This is a genomic window from Klebsiella sp. S69, assembly GCF_016516145.1.
In the GTDB taxonomy this organism is placed as follows: domain Bacteria; phylum Pseudomonadota; class Gammaproteobacteria; order Enterobacterales; family Enterobacteriaceae; genus Klebsiella; species Klebsiella oxytoca.
On sequence record NZ_JACVUU010000017.1, the window covers coordinates 122,067 to 138,036 of the forward strand.

20 protein-coding genes are annotated in these 15,970 nt (G+C 52.6%); 17 read left to right on the plus strand and 3 right to left on the minus strand.

All coding sequences use genetic code 11. From position 1 onward, the window contains the following. Positions 1 to 109: 109 nt before the first annotated feature. The gene (locus IAE27_RS17415) at positions 110 to 2,014 is read right to left on the minus strand and encodes an ABC transporter ATP-binding protein (RefSeq protein ID WP_070555759.1); all 1,905 of its coding nucleotides are present in this window, start codon (positions 2,012 to 2,014) and stop codon (positions 110 to 112) included. 172 nt (positions 2,015 to 2,186) lie between these two features. On the opposite strand from IAE27_RS17415, the gene kefG reads away from it, so the two are divergent. From kefG to slyD, 4 genes are all read left to right on the plus strand, one after another. Beyond that, positions 2,187 to 2,750: a glutathione-regulated potassium-efflux system ancillary protein KefG gene (kefG, locus tag IAE27_RS17420; RefSeq protein ID WP_024274771.1), complete on the plus strand. Its 564-nt coding sequence runs from the start codon at positions 2,187 to 2,189 to the stop codon at positions 2,748 to 2,750. Then, positions 2,737 to 4,542 carry a glutathione-regulated potassium-efflux system protein KefB gene (gene kefB, locus IAE27_RS17425; RefSeq protein ID WP_135800628.1) on the plus strand — a complete coding sequence of 602 codons (1,806 nt, stop codon included), beginning with the start codon at positions 2,737 to 2,739 and terminating at the stop codon, positions 4,540 to 4,542. The genes kefG and kefB overlap by 14 nt, the downstream gene beginning before the upstream one ends. 11 nt (positions 4,543 to 4,553) lie before the next feature. Then, complete coding sequence (locus tag IAE27_RS17430) at positions 4,554 to 4,754, plus strand: YheV family putative zinc ribbon protein (protein WP_004106389.1); 201 nt, start codon at positions 4,554 to 4,556, stop codon at positions 4,752 to 4,754. Between the two features lie 94 nt (positions 4,755 to 4,848). After that, a complete protein-coding gene (gene slyD, locus IAE27_RS17435; RefSeq protein WP_004106387.1) occupies positions 4,849 to 5,436 on the plus strand; it encodes a peptidylprolyl isomerase in 588 nt (195 codons plus the stop codon). Positions 5,437 to 5,495: 59 nt separating this feature from the next. Here the strand turns inward: slyD and IAE27_RS17440 are convergent, their stop codons facing one another. Further along, positions 5,496 to 5,714, minus strand: coding sequence for a protein SlyX (locus IAE27_RS17440; protein WP_004106384.1), 219 nt, complete (start codon positions 5,712 to 5,714; stop codon positions 5,496 to 5,498). Between the two features lie 222 nt (positions 5,715 to 5,936). Here IAE27_RS17440 and fkpA point away from each other — a divergent pair, with 222 nt between their 5' ends. From fkpA to bfr, 11 genes are all read left to right on the plus strand, one after another. Next, positions 5,937 to 6,773, plus strand: coding sequence for an FKBP-type peptidyl-prolyl cis-trans isomerase (gene fkpA / locus IAE27_RS17445; protein WP_004106382.1), 837 nt, complete (start codon positions 5,937 to 5,939; stop codon positions 6,771 to 6,773). Positions 6,774 to 6,939: 166 nt separating this feature from the next. After that, positions 6,940 to 7,662 carry a transcriptional regulator gene (locus IAE27_RS17450; protein ID WP_004106380.1) on the plus strand — a complete coding sequence of 241 codons (723 nt, stop codon included), beginning with the start codon at positions 6,940 to 6,942 and terminating at the stop codon, positions 7,660 to 7,662. Continuing rightward, a complete protein-coding gene (gene tusD, locus IAE27_RS17455) occupies positions 7,662 to 8,048 on the plus strand; it encodes a sulfurtransferase complex subunit TusD (protein WP_064343917.1) in 387 nt (128 codons plus the stop codon). Before IAE27_RS17450 ends, tusD begins: the two co-directional genes overlap by 1 nt. After that, positions 8,048 to 8,407 carry a sulfurtransferase complex subunit TusC gene (gene tusC, locus IAE27_RS17460; protein ID WP_016807656.1) on the plus strand — a complete coding sequence of 120 codons (360 nt, stop codon included), beginning with the start codon at positions 8,048 to 8,050 and terminating at the stop codon, positions 8,405 to 8,407. Before tusD ends, tusC begins: the two co-directional genes overlap by 1 nt. A gap of 7 nt (positions 8,408 to 8,414) precedes the next feature. After that, positions 8,415 to 8,702: a sulfurtransferase complex subunit TusB gene (gene tusB / locus IAE27_RS17465; RefSeq protein WP_070555758.1), complete on the plus strand. Its 288-nt coding sequence runs from the start codon at positions 8,415 to 8,417 to the stop codon at positions 8,700 to 8,702. Between the two features lie 124 nt (positions 8,703 to 8,826). Beyond that, positions 8,827 to 9,201: a 30S ribosomal protein S12 gene (gene rpsL / locus IAE27_RS17470; protein ID WP_002920115.1), complete on the plus strand. Its 375-nt coding sequence runs from the start codon at positions 8,827 to 8,829 to the stop codon at positions 9,199 to 9,201. A 95-nt stretch (positions 9,202 to 9,296) separates the two neighbouring features. Then, complete coding sequence (gene rpsG, locus IAE27_RS17475; RefSeq protein ID WP_004106370.1) at positions 9,297 to 9,767, plus strand: 30S ribosomal protein S7; 471 nt, start codon at positions 9,297 to 9,299, stop codon at positions 9,765 to 9,767. A 96-nt stretch (positions 9,768 to 9,863) separates the two neighbouring features. Then, on the plus strand, positions 9,864 to 11,978 hold the full coding sequence (fusA, locus tag IAE27_RS17480; protein WP_004115957.1) for an elongation factor G: 2,115 nt from the start codon (positions 9,864 to 9,866) through the stop codon (positions 11,976 to 11,978). Positions 11,979 to 12,048: 70 nt separating this feature from the next. Continuing rightward, positions 12,049 to 13,233, plus strand: a complete 1,185-nt coding sequence (gene tuf / locus IAE27_RS17485; RefSeq protein ID WP_004115955.1) for an elongation factor Tu — start codon at positions 12,049 to 12,051, stop codon at positions 13,231 to 13,233. A gap of 173 nt (positions 13,234 to 13,406) precedes the next feature. Next, positions 13,407 to 13,601 (plus strand): bacterioferritin-associated ferredoxin, encoded by a 195-nt coding sequence (gene bfd, locus IAE27_RS17490; protein WP_004106366.1) that lies wholly within the window; start codon positions 13,407 to 13,409, stop codon positions 13,599 to 13,601. A 73-nt stretch (positions 13,602 to 13,674) separates the two neighbouring features. Then, positions 13,675 to 14,151, plus strand: coding sequence for a bacterioferritin (bfr, locus tag IAE27_RS17495; protein WP_004106364.1), 477 nt, complete (start codon positions 13,675 to 13,677; stop codon positions 14,149 to 14,151). On the opposite strand, the gene IAE27_RS17500 is transcribed toward bfr, so the two are convergent. Beyond that, positions 14,135 to 14,611 carry a prepilin peptidase gene (locus tag IAE27_RS17500; protein ID WP_004106362.1) on the minus strand — a complete coding sequence of 159 codons (477 nt, stop codon included), beginning with the start codon at positions 14,609 to 14,611 and terminating at the stop codon, positions 14,135 to 14,137. The two genes, bfr and IAE27_RS17500, sit on opposite strands and share 17 nt — an antisense overlap. A gap of 379 nt (positions 14,612 to 14,990) precedes the next feature. Here IAE27_RS17500 and rpsJ point away from each other — a divergent pair, with 379 nt between their 5' ends. Further along, positions 14,991 to 15,302: a 30S ribosomal protein S10 gene (rpsJ, locus tag IAE27_RS17505; RefSeq protein WP_001181005.1), complete on the plus strand. Its 312-nt coding sequence runs from the start codon at positions 14,991 to 14,993 to the stop codon at positions 15,300 to 15,302. Positions 15,303 to 15,334: 32 nt separating this feature from the next. Continuing rightward, a complete protein-coding gene (gene rplC, locus IAE27_RS17510) occupies positions 15,335 to 15,964 on the plus strand; it encodes a 50S ribosomal protein L3 (protein WP_004106354.1) in 630 nt (209 codons plus the stop codon). The last annotated feature ends 6 nt before the right edge of the window (positions 15,965 to 15,970 follow it).

Sequence of the window (15,970 nt, forward strand, 5' to 3'; positions counted from 1 at the left end):
AGCCAATATGTGGTCTTGCGGCTAATCGGTAGGCAGGTTACGTGTAAAAAGCCGCGGAGAGAGAGGTAAACAGGCGGGTTTCCCCGCCTCGCTGTAGCGCATGTTGCCGCTAGCCCTCTTGCAGCATCTGCTCCAGCTGTTCCTGCGCATCCAGCCAGGCCATTTCACACTCTTCGAGGCCGGACTTTGCGCTGGCCTGCTGCTGTAAACATTCGGTAAGCTCTGCTTTACGGCTTTGATCGTACAGGCCGCTGTCGCCGAGCTTCTCTTCCGCCTGCGCCAGCTGGGCGTTGAGCTTCTCCATCTCTTTTTCCAGACGGATAATCTCTTTACGCAGCGGCTGGGTTTGCGTACGCAGCTCGGCTTCGCGGCGTTTCTGATCTTTACGCGCCTGGGCGCTGTTGCCGTTTTCTTTCGGTTCTTCCGATGCCTGGCTTTCCAGCTTTTGCGAGTCGCTCAACCACTGCTGGTAGTCTTCGAGATCGCCGTCGAAAGGTTCGACTTTGCTATCGTGCACCAGATAAAGATCGTCGGTAGTGGAACGAATCAGATGGCGGTCGTGGGAGACCACCACCAGGGCGCCTTCAAAATCAATTAACGCTTCAGTTAGCGCCTGGCGCATGTCGAGATCGAGGTGGTTGGTCGGTTCATCAAGCAGCAGCAGGTTAGGGCGTTGCCAGACGATCAGCGCCAGCACCAGGCGCGCCTTCTCGCCGCCGGAGAAACGCTTTGTCTCTTCGTTGACTTTGTCGCTCTGGAACCCGAAACCGCCCAGATAGTCGCGCAGTTTCTGCTCCAGCTCCTGCGGCGCCAGGCGGGCAAGATGCTGGAGCGGGGATTCGTCCGCGCGCAGGAATTCAAGCTGGTGCTGAGCAAAGTAGCCAAGCTTGATGCCTTTCGCCAGGCCCATTTCACCGCGCAGCGGCTGTAGCTCGCCGGCCAGCAGCTTAATCAGCGTGGATTTACCCGCTCCGTTACGCCCCAGCAGACCGATGCGCGACCCTGGAACCAGATTCAGCTTGATCGAATCGAGAATGACGCGCTCGCCATAGCCGGCGCTGACTTTTTCCATCTTCAGCAGTGGATTGGGCAGGCTTTCCGGCGCACGGAAGCTAAAGTGGAACGGATTATCAACGTGGGCAGGGGCGATGAGCTCCATACGCTCGAGCATTTTGATACGGCTTTGCGCCTGCTTGGCTTTGGTCGCTTTCGCGCGGAAACGATCGATATAGCTCTGCAGATGGGCCACGCGCTGCTGCTGGCTCTCATACATCGCTTGTTGTTGAGAAAGGCGGGTTGCGCGCTGCACTTCGAAAGAGCTGTAGTTGCCGGTGTATTCGAACATCGTTTGCTGTTCGATATGAATAATTTTGTCGACGATTGGGTCAAGGAAGTCGCGATCGTGGGAGATCAGGATCAGCGTGCCGCTGTAGCTTTTGAGCCACTTCTCCAGCCAGATTACCGCGTCGAGGTCGAGGTGGTTAGTCGGTTCATCAAGCAGTAGCAGATCGGAACGGCAAATAAGCGCCTGGGCGAGGTTAAGACGCATGCGCCAGCCGCCGGAAAAGTCGCTCACCGGCCTCTCAAGCTGTTCATTGCTGAAACCGAGGCCGTGCAGCAGGCTGGCCGCGCGGGATCTTATGGTCCAGGCATCGATGGCATCCAGCTTACCGTGGACCGTCGCAATGGCATGTCCGTCATTTCGTTCGTTGGCCGCGTGCAAATCCGCCTCCAGCTTGCGGAATTCGCGATCGCCGTCAATAACATAGTCTATAGCCGGCTGAGGAAGGGCTGGCGTTTCCTGGTTAACCCAGGCCAGCTGCCAGCTACCGGGAAAAGTCATCGAGCCGCCGTCGGCGCTAATCTCGTTTTTCAAAAGCGAAAGCAGCGTGGATTTACCGCAGCCGTTTTTACCCACCAGGCCGACTTTTTGCCCTGGGTTGATGGTGGCGCTGGCGTTGTCCAGCAGGACGCGTACGCCGCGACGAATTTGTAACGAGGAGAAAACAATCATAAGGCGCCGTATGTTCTGACTATGTTAATTTGTCATTATGATAATGTAGTGTGGAGCGAATCGCTCAACCGGGCCGCAATGGTAGCCCAAAATGAAGACGATACACAAAGTCATTCTGGTTGCGTCGGGACGCAGCCGCTGCACAGGCCGCCAGAAGACGTTCGGGAGGGGAATGATGTCTCAGACAGCGAAGGTTTTGCTGCTGTATGCCCACCCAGAATCTCAGGATTCCGTGGCCAACCGGGTTTTGCTTGAACCGGCCTTACAGTTGTCGAATGTTACCGTGCACGATCTTTACGCGCACTATCCGGATTTTTTTATCGATATCGCCCATGAGCAGGATCTCCTGCGCCAGCATGAGGTGATTGTTTTTCAGCATCCGCTTTATACCTGGAGCTGTCCGGCGCTGATGAAAGAGTGGCTGGATAGGGTGCTCAGCCGTGGTTTTGCCAGCGGGGCGGGAGGGAACCAGCTGGCGGGAAAGTACTGGCGTAGCGTGATTACCACCGGGGAGCCGGAGAGCGCCTATCGACGCGATGCCCATCGCTATCCAATAAATGACATTCTTCGCCCTTTCGAACTGACCGCCGGCATGTGCCGCATGCACTGGATAAGCCCGATTATCGTCTACTGGGCGCGGCGGCAATCGCCTGACGATCTGAAAAGCCGCGCTCGTGCCTACCGCGACTGGCTGGCTAATCCTGTAACGGCTGGAGGTACAAATGGCGGGAGCTGATTTACTGCTGGCCGGGGTGTTATTTCTGTTTGCCGCGGTGGTGGCGGTACCGCTGGCGGCGAGGCTGGGTATTGGCGCCGTGCTGGGGTATCTGCTGGCCGGTATCGCCATTGGCCCCTGGGGGTTAGGGTTTATCAGCGATGTTGATGAAATCCTTCACTTCTCAGAATTAGGCGTTGTCTTTCTGATGTTTATTATTGGGCTGGAGCTGAATCCGTCCAAGCTCTGGCGGCTAAGAAGCTCAATTTTCGGCGTAGGCGCCGCGCAGGTCGCTTTCAGCGCGCTCATTCTTGGCGGCTTGCTCATGCTTAGCGACTTCTCATGGCGCGCTGCGGTGGTGGGCGGACTTGGGCTGGCGATGTCTTCAACCGCGATGGCGCTGCAGCTGATGCGTGAAAAAGGCATGAGCCGCAACGAGTCCGGGCAACTGGGATTCTCCGTATTGCTGTTTCAGGATCTGGCCGTTATCCCGGCCCTGGCGGTGGTGCCCCTGCTTGCCGGTTCAGGTGACGACCACTTTAATTGGCTCACCATCGGGATGAAGGTCCTGGCCTTTGGCGGGATGCTGGTTGGCGGCCGTTTTCTGCTGAGGCCGGTGTTTCGTTTTATCGCCGGATCCGGCGTGCGGGAGGTCTTCACCGCAGCGACGCTGCTGCTGGTTCTTGCATCGGCTTTATTTATGGATGCGCTCGGTTTGTCGATGGCGCTGGGGACCTTTATCGCCGGCGTTCTGCTGGCCGAGAGTGAGTATCGGCACGAACTGGAAATCGCTATTGAGCCCTTTAAAGGGCTCCTGCTCGGGCTGTTTTTTATTTCCGTTGGCATGGCGCTGAACCTTGGCGTGCTCTATACCCACCTGCTATGGGTAGCGGCCAGCGTCGCAATACTGGTGTCGGTAAAAGGCGTCGTGCTGTATCTCCTTGCGCGGGTGTACGGCCTGCGTAGTGCAGAACGGGTGCAGTTTGCCGGAGTGCTGAGCCAGGGGGGAGAATTCGCTTTTGTGCTGTTCTCATTACCCGCCTCGATGCGCCTTTTTCAGAACGATCAAATGGCTCTACTGCTGGTGACGGTGACATTGTCGATGATGACCACGCCGCTGTTGATGAAGCTAATCGACAAAATACTCTCTCGCCGATTCAATCAATCCGAAGAGGAGGGCGAGGCTCCATGGGTCGAAGATGATAAACCGCAGGTCATTATCGTTGGTTTTGGGCGCTTTGGTCAGGTGATTGGCCGCCTGCTGATGGCTAACAAAATGCGTATTACGGTGCTGGAGCGCGATATCAGCGCGGTCAATCTGATGCGCCAATATGGCTATAAGGTCTACTTTGGCGATGCGACGCAGCTGGAGCTCCTGCGCTCGGCGGGAGCCGAAGAGGCGCAGTCGATCGTCATTACCTGTAATGAGCCGGAAGATACCATGAAGCTGGTCGAGATGTGTCAACAACACTTTCCACATCTTCATATTCTGGCGCGAGCGCGAGGACGCGTCGAGGCGCATGAACTGCTGCAGGCGGGAGTGGCGCAGTTTTCTCGTGAAACCTTCTCCAGCGCGCTCGAGCTAGGGCGTAAAGCGCTTATCTCGCTAGGCATGCACCCTCATCAGGCGCAGCGCGCGCAGCTGCATTTTCGGCGTCTTGATATGCGAATGTTGCGTGAGTTAATGCCGGTTCATAGTGATACTCTGCAGATATCCCGCGTGCGGGAAGCCAGGCGCGAGCTGGAGGAAATTTTTCAGCGTGAGATGCAAAAAGAGAGCAGACAGTTAGACGGCTGGGATGAATTTGAATAAAGGTAAATGATATGGCTGTGCGTAAACGTTTTATTGCCGGGGCGAAATGCCCGGCGTGCCAGGCTCAGGATTCGCTGGCGATGTGGCGTGAGAATAATGTCGATATAGTTGAGTGCGTTAAGTGTGGACACCAGATGCGAGAGGCGGATAAAGAGGTCCGCGAGCATGTTCGCAAAGAAGAGCAAGTGATAGGCATTTTTCATCCGGACTAGCGTTATCGGGCGGCTTTTTTTAAGCTAAAGGGTACACGGCTGCAGAATTCCGCTACAATCTGCGCCACTATTCTTCCCATGCTCAGGAGATATCATGAAAGTAGCAAAAGACCTGGTGGTCAGCCTGGCCTATCAGGTACGTACAGAAGACGGTGTGTTGGTTGATGAGTCTCCGGTAAGCGCGCCGCTGGACTACCTGCATGGTCACGGTTCCCTGATTTCCGGCCTGGAAAGCGCGCTGGATGGTCACGAAGTGGGCGACAAATTTGACGTAGAAGTCGGCGCTAATGACGCGTACGGCCAGTACGACGAAAACCTGGTACAGCGCGTTCCTAAAGACGTGTTTATGGGTGTTGACGAGCTGCAGGTTGGCATGCGCTTCCTCGCGGAAACCGATCAGGGCCCGGTACCGGTAGAAATCACCGAAGTGGGTGACGAACACGTTGTTGTTGACGGTAACCACATGCTGGCTGGCCAGAATCTGAAGTTCAACGTTGAAGTTGTCGCGCTTCGCGAAGCAACGGCGGAAGAGCTGGAACACGGTCATGTACATGGCGCTCACGGTCACGACCACGGTCACGACCACGATCATGACGGTTGCTGCGGTGGCCACGGTCACGGCCATGACCACGAACATGGTAAAGGCGGCTGCGGCGGTAACGGCGGCTGCGGTTGCCACTAATTCCATCGCGCTAGCGTTCTGGAATAGAAAAAAGCGGGGAGACCCGCTTTTTTTACGTCTTAATAGTGCGGTGGAGGCGTTTCTTCCGCCTGTGAAGCCATATGCGAGGGCTGAGTAGCTTTCAGCTTTTCCACCATCAGGCGCATATGTTCGCGCATCCTGGCCATTTCTATCTCGTGGGCGGTGACGGTTTTGTTGAGGTCTTCAATGGTGATTTCCTGAAACGCCAGTCTGCTCTCCAGCTCTGCAAGGCGAGTCTCTAAAGTGCTATCGTGCATGAGTAACCTCTTCTGTCTGATCCTGCGGGCGGATTCTACTGAAGTTTCAGCATTCACGCAGCATCGTTACGCCTGACAGGAAACTAATTCATACAAAAATAGTCTGAAATGAGGCGATATTCAGGTACGTCTGTATGTTGATTTGTTCTGCAACGTTCTATAGTACGTTTTTTGTTTTTTATGATAACCCTGGGGTGAGATGCCCCGGCCCTGGAGAAATGGATGAAATCACTGTTTAAAGTAACGCTGCTGGCGACCACAATGGCCGTCGCCCTGAATGCACCGCTGACCTTTGCTGCTGAAACTGTGACCAAAGCAGCCACCGAAGCGAAAGCGGCACCTGCAACGGACAGCAAATCGGCATTCAAAAATGACGATCAGAAATCTGCATATGCGCTGGGTGCATCGCTGGGACGTTACATGGAAAACTCCCTGAAAGAACAAGAAAAACTGGGCATCAAATTAGATAAAGCTCAGCTGATTGCCGGCGTTCAGGACGCTTTTGCCGATAAGAGCAAGCTGTCCGATCAGGAGATCGAACAGACTTTGCAGGCGTTTGAAACTCGCGTAAAAACCGCTGCCCAGCAGAAAATGGAAAAAGATGCTGCTGAGAATGAGGCAAAAGGTAAAGCTTATCGCGATGCCTATGCGAAAAAGCAGGGTGTGAAAAAAGCGAATTCCGGTCTGCTGTACAAAGTAGAGAAAGCGGGTACGGGCGAAGCGCCGAAAGACAGCGATACCGTTGTTGTTAACTACAAAGGTACGCTGATCGATGGTAAAGAGTTTGATAACTCTTACACCCGTGGCGAACCGCTGTCCTTCCGTCTGGACGGCGTAATCCCTGGCTGGACTGAAGGCCTGAAGAACATTAAGAAAGGCGGTAAAATTCAGCTGGTCATTCCACCGGATCTGGCTTACGGCAAAACCGGCGTACCGGGTATCCCGGCTAACTCCACTCTGGTATTTGATGTAGAGCTGTTGGACATCAAACCGGCTCCGAAAGCGGACGCCAAGCCTGAAGCCGCGGCCGAAGCGCCAGCCGCTGACGCGAAGAAGTAATCTGGCTCAAGCCGCCGCCTCCAGGGGCGGCGGCTTTTTTATTGAGGGCAGATATAATTAAAACTGGAAAGAACCTCAGGCGCTGTATTACTTTAGATAGATTAATAATGATGATGAGCCTGCCCTGACGATAACGACAGGCTCCTGAAAAGGAGTGCTTTTTTCCATGTCCAGGTCGCTTTTAACCAACGAGACCAGCGAGCTTGATTTGCTGGATCAACGTCCTTTTGACCAGACCGACTTCGATATCCTTAAATCCTATGAAGCGGTAGTGGACGGGTTAGCGATGCTCATCGGTTCCCACTGTGAAATCGTACTGCACTCATTGCAGGACTTAAAATGTTCCGCTATTCGTATCGCCAACGGTGAACATACCGGCCGTCAGATCGGCTCGCCAATTACCGACCTTGCGTTGCGCATGTTGCACGATATGACTGGGGCCGATAGCAGCGTTTCCAAATGCTATTTTACTCGCGCCAAAAGCGGCGTACTGATGAAATCAGTGACCATTGCTATCCGCAACCGTGACCATCGGGTTATTGGCCTGCTGTGCATCAACATGAACCTTGACGTGCCGTTCTCGCAAATAATGAGCACCTTTATTCCGCCAGAAACGACAGAAGTGAATTCACAGGTCAACTTTGCTTCATCGGTTGACGACCTGGTTGCACAGACGCTTGAGTTCACTATTGAAGAGGTGAATGCCGACCGCAACGTTTCTAACAACGCCAAAAATCGTCAGATCGTTCTGAACCTCTATGAGAAAGGGATCTTTGATATCAAAGACGCCATTAATCAGGTAGCGGATCGGCTGAACATCTCTAAGCACACGGTATATCTCTATATTCGTCAGTTCAAAAGCGGAGATTTCCAGGGGCTGGATAAATAATGCGTTTTGCCATTACGGTGACGGGGCCGGCTTATGGTACGCAGCAGGCCAGCAGCGCACTGCAGTTTGCCCGAGCCGTGTTGCAGGAAGGCCACGAATTGCTCAGTATCTTTTTCTATCGTGAAGGCGTCTACAATGCGAATCAGCTAACTGCCCCCGCCAGCGATGAGTTTGATCTGGTTCGGGCCTGGCAGGCATTACATGACGACCACGGCGTCTCCTTACATATCTGTGTAGCCGCAGCTTTACGCCGTGGCATAACCGATGCACAGGAGGCGCAGCAGCTGAGTTTGCCAGCGCATAATTTGCAGCCGGGCTTTACGCTGAGTGGATTAGGTGCGTTGGCGGAAGCTGCCTTAACCTGCGACCGGATGGTGCAGTTCTGATGAAACGCATAGCCTTTATTTTTTCGTCCGCACCCCATGGCTCAGCATCGGGCAGGGAAGGGCTGGATGCCCTGCTGGCGACATCCGCACTGACGGAAGAGATTGGCGTCTTCTTCGTCGGAGATGGCGTATTTCAGCTCCTTCCGGATCAGCGGCCAGCCGCAGTACTGGCGCGCGATTATATCTCTACCTTTAAACTCCTGTCGCTATACGATATTGAACAGTGCTGGATTTGCGCGGCTTCAGCGCGCGAGCGCGGCCTGACTTCCGCCACGCCGTGGGTCGTGGACGGTGAATGGCTGGAGCCAGAGGCTCTGCGCGCCCGGCTGGACGATTTTAACGTGATACTGCGTTTCTGAGGTCTGAATGCTCCACACATTAAGCACATCCCCCTGGCACGCCGATATTGCGGCTATGCTCCGTTTGATAAAAGAAGGTGACGATCTGCTGCTGCTGTCGGACGGCGTTATCGCCGCTGTCGCGCAAGGCCGCTTCCTTGAAATCCTGCAATCTGCCCCCATATCCCTCTACGCTCTGCAAGACGATATCGAAGCCCGCGGGCTGGCTGGTCAAATTGCGGACAGTGTCGTCAGGGTTAGCTATACTGATTTCGTCAGACTTTCAGTCAAACATGCCGGTCAGTTGTCCTGGTAATGGCGGGATTGTTGTATATTTCTTGACACCTTTTCGGCACCGCCCTAAAATTCTGCGTCCTCATATTATATGAGGCGATTTATTACGTGTTTACGAAGCAAAAGCTAAAACCAGGAGCTATTTAATGGCAACAATTAACCAGCTGGTACGCAAACCACGCGCGCGCAAAGTTGCAAAGAGCAACGTGCCGGCGCTGGAAGCCTGCCCGCAGAAACGTGGCGTATGTACTCGTGTATATACCACCACTCCTAAGAAACCGAACTCCGCACTGCGTAAAGTTTGCCGTGTGCGTCTGACTAATGGTTTCGAAGTCACCTCCTACATCGGTGGTGAAGGTCACAACCTGCAGGAGCACTCCGTGATCCTGATCCGTGGCGGTCGTGTTAAAGACCTTCCGGGTGTTCGTTACCACACCGTTCGTGGTGCGCTTGACTGCTCCGGCGTTAAAGACCGTAAGCAAGCTCGCTCCAAGTATGGCGTGAAGCGTCCTAAGGCTTAATGGTTCTCCGTTAAGTAAGGCCAAACGTTTTATATTAATGTCAAACTAAACTCTTAGAGTTTTGGACAATCCTGAATTAACAACGGAGTATTTCCATGCCACGTCGTCGCGTCATTGGTCAGCGTAAAATCCTGCCGGATCCTAAGTTCGGATCAGAACTGCTGGCTAAATTTGTAAATATCCTGATGGTAGATGGTAAAAAATCTACTGCAGAAGCAATCGTATACAGCGCGCTGGAGACCCTGGCTCAGCGCTCTGGTAAAAATGAACTGGAAGCATTCGAAGTCGCTCTCGACAACGTTCGCCCGACTGTCGAAGTTAAGTCCCGCCGCGTTGGTGGTTCTACTTATCAGGTTCCAGTTGAAGTCCGTCCGGTTCGTCGTAATGCTCTGGCAATGCGTTGGATCGTTGAAGCTGCTCGTAAACGTGGTGATAAATCCATGGCTCTGCGTCTGGCGAACGAACTTTCTGATGCTGCAGACAACAAAGGTACTGCAGTTAAGAAACGTGAAGACGTTCACCGTATGGCAGAAGCCAACAAGGCGTTCGCACACTACCGTTGGTAATCCCTTCGGAGTCTTAGTCACCAGGCGGGCGCTTCAGGTAAGTCGCCCGTTTTGGATAACTTAACTGAACGCCTAAAGAAATAAACGAGGAATCAAATGGCTCGTACAACACCCATCGCACGCTACCGTAACATCGGTATCAGTGCGCACATCGACGCCGGTAAAACTACTACTACCGAACGTATTCTGTTCTACACCGGTGTAAACCACAAAATCGGTGAAGTTCATGACGGCGCTGCCACCATGGACTGGATGGAGCAGGAGCAAGAGCGTGGTATTACTATCACCTCCGCAGCGACTACTGCATTCTGGTCAGGTATGGCTAAGCAGTATGAACCGCATCGCGTAAACATCATCGACACCCCGGGGCACGTTGACTTCACTATCGAAGTAGAACGTTCCATGCGTGTGCTTGATGGTGCAGTAATGGTTTACTGCGCAGTTGGTGGTGTTCAGCCTCAGTCTGAAACCGTATGGCGTCAGGCAAACAAATATAAAGTTCCGCGCATTGCGTTCGTTAACAAAATGGACCGTATGGGTGCGAACTTCCTGAAAGTTGTTGGTCAGATCAAAACCCGTCTGGGCGCGAACCCTGTTCCGCTGCAGCTGGCGATTGGCGCTGAAGAAGCGTTCACCGGTGTTGTTGACCTGGTGAAAATGAAAGCCATCAACTGGAACGAAGAAGATGCAGGCGTAACCTTCACCTACGAAGATATTCCGGCAGACATGCAGGAACTGGCCGAAGAATGGCACCAGAACCTGATCGAGTCCGCTGCTGAAGCTTCTGAAGAGCTGATGGAAAAATACCTGGGTGGCGAAGAACTGACTGAAGAAGAGATTAAAACTGCTCTGCGTCAGCGCGTTCTGAACAACGAAATCATCCTGGTAACCTGTGGTTCTGCGTTCAAGAACAAAGGCGTACAGGCGATGCTGGATGCGGTAGTTGACTACCTGCCATCCCCGGTCGACGTTCCTGCGATCAACGGTATCCTGGACGATGGTAAAGATACTCCTGCTGAGCGTCACGCTAGCGATGATGAGCCGTTTGCTGCTCTGGCATTCAAAATCGCTACCGACCCGTTCGTGGGTAACCTGACCTTCTTCCGCGTGTACTCTGGTGTGGTTAACTCTGGTGATACCATCCTGAACTCCGTGAAAGCTGCTCGTGAGCGTTTCGGTCGTATCGTACAGATGCACGCTAACAAACGTGAAGAGATCAAAGAAGTTCGCGCGGGCGATATCGCTGCTGCTATCGGTCTGAAAGACGTTACTACGGGTGATACTCTGTGTGATCCTAACGCGCCGATCATTCTGGAGCGTATGGAATTCCCTGAGCCGGTAATCTCTATCGCCGTTGAACCGAAAACCAAAGCTGACCAGGAAAAAATGGGTCTGGCTCTGGGCCGTCTGGCTAAAGAAGACCCGTCTTTCCGCGTATGGACTGATGAAGAATCTAACCAGACTATCATCGCCGGTATGGGTGAGCTGCACCTCGACATCATCGTTGACCGTATGAAACGTGAATTCAACGTTGAAGCGAACGTCGGTAAACCTCAGGTTGCTTACCGTGAAGCGATTCGCGCGAAAGTTACCGATATCGAAGGTAAACACGCTAAACAGTCTGGTGGTCGCGGTCAGTATGGTCACGTCGTTATCGACATGTACCCGCTGGAGCCGGGCTCTAACCCGAAAGGTTACGAGTTCATCAACGACATTAAAGGTGGTGTAATTCCTGGTGAATACATCCCGGCCGTTGATAAAGGCATCCAGGAGCAGCTGAAAGCTGGCCCTCTGGCTGGTTATCCGGTAGTTGATCTGGGCGTGCGTCTGCACTTCGGTTCTTACCACGACGTTGACTCCTCTGAACTGGCGTTTAAACTGGCCGCTTCTATTGCCTTCAAAGATGGCTTTAAGAAAGCGAAACCAGTTCTGCTTGAGCCGATCATGAAGGTTGAAGTAGAAACTCCGGAAGAGAACACTGGTGACGTTATCGGTGACCTTAGCCGTCGTCGCGGTATGCTGCGCGGTCAGGAATCCAACGTGACTGGCGTTGTGATCCACGCTGAAGTTCCGCTGTCTGAAATGTTCGGATATGCAACTCAGCTGCGTTCTCTGACCAAAGGTCGTGCTTCTTACTCCATGGAGTTCCTGAAGTATGATGATGCGCCGAACAACGTTGCTCAGGCCGTAATCGAAGCCCGTGGTAAATAAGCCGCAGGGTTAAAACCAAAGTCCCGTGCTCTCTCCTGAAGGGGAGAGCACTATAGTAAGGAATATAGCCGTGTCTAAAGAAAAATTTGAACGTACAAAACCGCACGTCAACGTCGGTACTATCGGCCACGTTGACCATGGTAAAACTACTCTGACCGCTGCAATCACTACCGTTCTGGCTAAAACCTACGGTGGTGCTGCTCGCGCATTCGACCAGATCGATAACGCGCCGGAAGAAAAAGCTCGTGGTATCACCATCAACACTTCCCACGTTGAATATGACACCCCGACTCGCCACTACGCGCACGTAGACTGCCCGGGCCACGCCGACTATGTTAAAAACATGATCACCGGTGCTGCGCAGATGGACGGCGCGATCCTGGTTGTTGCTGCGACTGACGGCCCGATGCCGCAGACTCGTGAGCACATCCTGCTGGGTCGTCAGGTAGGCGTTCCGTACATCATCGTGTTCCTGAACAAGTGCGACATGGTTGATGACGAAGAGCTGCTGGAACTGGTTGAAATGGAAGTTCGTGAACTTCTGTCTCAGTACGATTTCCCGGGCGACGACACTCCGATCGTTCGTGGTTCTGCTCTGAAAGCGCTGGAAGGCGACGCTGAGTGGGAATCTAAAATCATCGAACTGGCTGGCTTCCTGGATTCTTACATTCCGGAACCAGAGCGTGCGATTGACAAGCCGTTCCTGCTGCCGATCGAAGACGTATTCTCCATCTCCGGTCGTGGTACCGTTGTTACCGGTCGTGTAGAGCGCGGTATCATCAAAGTTGGCGAAGAAGTTGAAATCGTTGGTATCAAAGACACTGCTAAGTCTACCTGTACTGGCGTTGAAATGTTCCGCAAACTGCTGGACGAAGGCCGTGCTGGTGAGAACGTTGGTGTTCTGCTGCGTGGTATCAAACGTGAAGAAATCGAACGTGGTCAGGTACTGGCTAAGCCGGGCTCTATCAAGCCGCACACCAAGTTCGAATCTGAAGTTTATATCCTGTCCAAAGACGAAGGCGGCCGTCACACTCCGTTCTTCAAAGGCTACCGTCCGCAGTTCTACTTCCGTACAACTGACGTGACTGGCACCATCGAACTGCCGGAAGGCGTAGAGATGGTTATGCCGGGCGACAACATCAAAATGGTTGTTACCCTGATCCACCCGATCGCGATGGACGACGGTCTGCGTTTCGCAATCCGTGAAGGCGGCCGTACCGTTGGCGCGGGCGTTGTTGCTAAAGTTCTCGGCTAATTATTAGTCCGGAATGAAAAAGGGCGCTAAGGCGCCCTTTTTGCTGTCTGTAATTTGAGAGCATATCCGTGAAAGATTACAGAGAATAAATGACATGTATATTTAATAAACAGACTATTGTAATCATAACTATTCTCATTTACACTTCGCCTGTAAGTTGAACGGGAGTATGTATGTACGTTTGTCTGTGTAATGGTGTGAACGATAAAAAAATTCGTCAGGCTGTGCGCCAGTTTCATCCTCAGTCTTTCCAGCAGTTGCGCAAATTTATTCCCGTGGGAAATCAATGCGGTAAGTGTGTGCGCGCGGCCCGAGAAATTATGGAAGATGAATTAACTCGCATGCCGGAATATCAAGAGATTGCCTGAAGACCACGGCTTAACTTTGACATCCTAATAGCCCGAACTACGCTTCAATAAGTGGAAGCGGAGGGACTATATAATGAAAGGTGATGTCAAAATCATAAGTTATCTCAATAAATTATTGGGAAATGAGCTGGTCGCAATTAATCAGTACTTTCTCCATGCGAGAATGTTCAAAAACTGGGGCCTGATGCGCCTCAATGATGTCGAATACCATGAATCCATCGATGAAATGAAGCATGCCGATAAATATATTGAGCGTATTTTGTTTCTTGAGGGGATCCCTAACCTGCAGGACCTCGGTAAACTCCGCATTGGGGAGGACGTCGAGGAGATGCTGCAATCTGACCTGAGGCTGGAACTGGAAGGGGCAAAGGATCTACGAGAAGCCATTGCCTATGCCGACAGCGTCCATGACTACGTCAGCCGGGATATGTTAATCACTATCCTTGCAGACGAAGAAGGGCATATCGATTGGCTTGAAACCGAACTGGATCTCATAGCTAAAATTGGTCTGCAGAATTATCTTCAGTCGCAGATTAAAGTGGCGGACTAAGAAAGGTCACACCTTCAGATGATAAACCCGCTACGGCCAGAAAAGGGCCAAAAGGTAGCGGGTTATGTAATGCCTCTCTTTCTCTGGTGCGTAGAATCACTACTGCTACGGCAGCGCATGCCAGAATCGTTGCGATAAGAACCAGCTGCGGTAAAGCTCTCCAGCCATGCCAGGCTCCGAGTGCGGCGAGTAACTTTACATCACCGTAGCCGATACCTTCAGACCCACGTACTCCCCTGTAGAACCAATAAATCAACGCAAAGGCCAGATAGCCTGCTATCGCTCCCCATACCGCATGCGGTAGATTGACCGGCGACATACATACATAGTAAAGCAGCCCGCTCCAGAGCAGAGGGCAGGTGAATTTATCGGGTAGCAAGCCATAGCGCAGATCGTGCCAGCTGAGAGTGAGCAATAAGCCGCCGTAGATAATAAAGAAGACAACGTTCGCAACTGCCATTGATTTTCTCCATGTTGTGGCTGTTAGCACCGAGTGTGCTGAGGTGGAGAGCATCTGGCAAAGGCCAATGACCGGGAATGGACTGACTTATCCAAATTTTTTTATGTCTACAGGTTGCGTTACGGCGTGAGCGGAAGCGGACTCGCAGAAAGAAGTGATGATTTTCTACGCAGTACTTGCGTTGTGGCTGAATTTGCGTATAATGCGCGGGCCTGTCAAAGTTGACGGCCGGTTCGATATGAACCCTGGTAGCAGCAACAAGCTACCAAACAATGTTCCCAATTGGGGAACTATGTAAGAACGGTTACACTCTCCCATCAATCGTAATGGGTATGAGGAGTAACCATTTCGTCTATAAAATAATTGGAGCTCTGGTCTCATGCAGAACCAAAGAATCCGTATCCGCCTTAAAGCGTTTGATCATCGTCTGATCGATCAATCAACCGCGGAAATCGTCGAGACTGCTAAGCGCACTGGTGCGCAAGTCCGTGGTCCGATCCCGCTGCCGACCCGCAAAGAGCGCTTTACCGTTCTGATCTCTCCGCATGTTAACAAAGACGCGCGCGATCAGTACGAAATCCGCACTCATAAGCGTCTGGTTGACATCGTTGAGCCAACTGAAAAAACCGTTGATGCTCTGATGCGTCTGGATCTGGCTGCCGGTGTAGACGTGCAGATCAGCCTGGGTTAATCAGGTCATCGAGCGATTGAGAGGTTGAAACAATGATTGGTTTAGTCGGTAAAAAAGTGGGCATGACCCGCATCTTCACTGAAGATGGCGTATCTATCCCAGTAACCGTAATCGAAGTTGAAGCAAACCGCGTTACTCAGGTTAAAGATCTGGCTAACGATGGCTACCGTGCCGTTCAGGTTACCACTGGTGCTAAAAAAGCTAACCGTGTAACCAAACCGGAAGCGGGTCACTTCGCTAAAGCTGGCGTTGAAGCTGGCCGTGGTCTGTGGGAATTCCGTCTGGCTGACGGCGAAGAGTTCACCGTAGGTCAGGACATTAGCGTTGAGCTGTTTGCTGACGTTAAAAAAGTTGACGTAACCGGTACCTCTAAAGGTAAAGGTTTTGCTGGTACCGTTAAGCGCTGGAACTTCCGTACCCAGGACGCAACTCACGGTAACTCCTTGTCTCACCGCGTTCCGGGTTCTATCGGTCAGAACCAGACTCCGGGCAAAGTGTTCAAAGGCAAGAAAATGGCAGGTCAGCTGGGTAACGAACGTGTAACCGTTCAGAGCCTGGACGTAGTACGTGTTGACGCTGAGCGCAACCTGCTGCTGGTTAAAGGTGCAGTCCCGGGTGCAACCGGTAGCGACCTGATCGTTAAACCAGCTGTGAAGGCGTAAGGGGAT

Excerpts from the sequence above, each read along its gene's own strand:
- bfd (WP_004106366.1), top strand. The coding sequence starts at position 13,407 with ATGTACGTTTGTCTGTGTAATGGTGTGAACGATAAAAAAATTCGTCAG.
- rpsG (WP_004106370.1), top strand. The coding sequence starts at position 9,297 with ATGCCACGTCGTCGCGTCATTGGTCAGCGTAAAATCCTGCCGGATCCT.
- IAE27_RS17430 (WP_004106389.1), top strand. The coding sequence starts at position 4,554 with ATGGCTGTGCGTAAACGTTTTATTGCCGGGGCGAAATGCCCGGCGTGC.
- rpsJ (WP_001181005.1), top strand. The coding sequence starts at position 14,991 with ATGCAGAACCAAAGAATCCGTATCCGCCTTAAAGCGTTTGATCATCGT.
- tusC (WP_016807656.1), top strand. The coding sequence starts at position 8,048 with ATGAAACGCATAGCCTTTATTTTTTCGTCCGCACCCCATGGCTCAGCA.
- IAE27_RS17440 (WP_004106384.1), bottom strand. The coding sequence starts at position 5,714 with ATGCACGATAGCACTTTAGAGACTCGCCTTGCAGAGCTGGAGAGCAGA.
- slyD (WP_004106387.1), top strand. The coding sequence starts at position 4,849 with ATGAAAGTAGCAAAAGACCTGGTGGTCAGCCTGGCCTATCAGGTACGT.
- kefB (WP_135800628.1), top strand. The coding sequence starts at position 2,737 with ATGGCGGGAGCTGATTTACTGCTGGCCGGGGTGTTATTTCTGTTTGCC.
- tusD (WP_064343917.1), top strand. The coding sequence starts at position 7,662 with ATGCGTTTTGCCATTACGGTGACGGGGCCGGCTTATGGTACGCAGCAG.
- rpsL (WP_002920115.1), top strand. The coding sequence starts at position 8,827 with ATGGCAACAATTAACCAGCTGGTACGCAAACCACGCGCGCGCAAAGTT.
- fusA (WP_004115957.1), top strand. The coding sequence starts at position 9,864 with ATGGCTCGTACAACACCCATCGCACGCTACCGTAACATCGGTATCAGT.
- IAE27_RS17450 (WP_004106380.1), top strand. The coding sequence starts at position 6,940 with ATGTCCAGGTCGCTTTTAACCAACGAGACCAGCGAGCTTGATTTGCTG.
- tusB (WP_070555758.1), top strand. The coding sequence starts at position 8,415 with ATGCTCCACACATTAAGCACATCCCCCTGGCACGCCGATATTGCGGCT.
- bfr (WP_004106364.1), top strand. The coding sequence starts at position 13,675 with ATGAAAGGTGATGTCAAAATCATAAGTTATCTCAATAAATTATTGGGA.
- rplC (WP_004106354.1), top strand. The coding sequence starts at position 15,335 with ATGATTGGTTTAGTCGGTAAAAAAGTGGGCATGACCCGCATCTTCACT.
- fkpA (WP_004106382.1), top strand. The coding sequence starts at position 5,937 with ATGAAATCACTGTTTAAAGTAACGCTGCTGGCGACCACAATGGCCGTC.
- kefG (WP_024274771.1), top strand. The coding sequence starts at position 2,187 with ATGATGTCTCAGACAGCGAAGGTTTTGCTGCTGTATGCCCACCCAGAA.
- IAE27_RS17415 (WP_070555759.1), bottom strand. The coding sequence starts at position 2,014 with ATGATTGTTTTCTCCTCGTTACAAATTCGTCGCGGCGTACGCGTCCTG.
- IAE27_RS17500 (WP_004106362.1), bottom strand. The coding sequence starts at position 14,611 with ATGGCAGTTGCGAACGTTGTCTTCTTTATTATCTACGGCGGCTTATTG.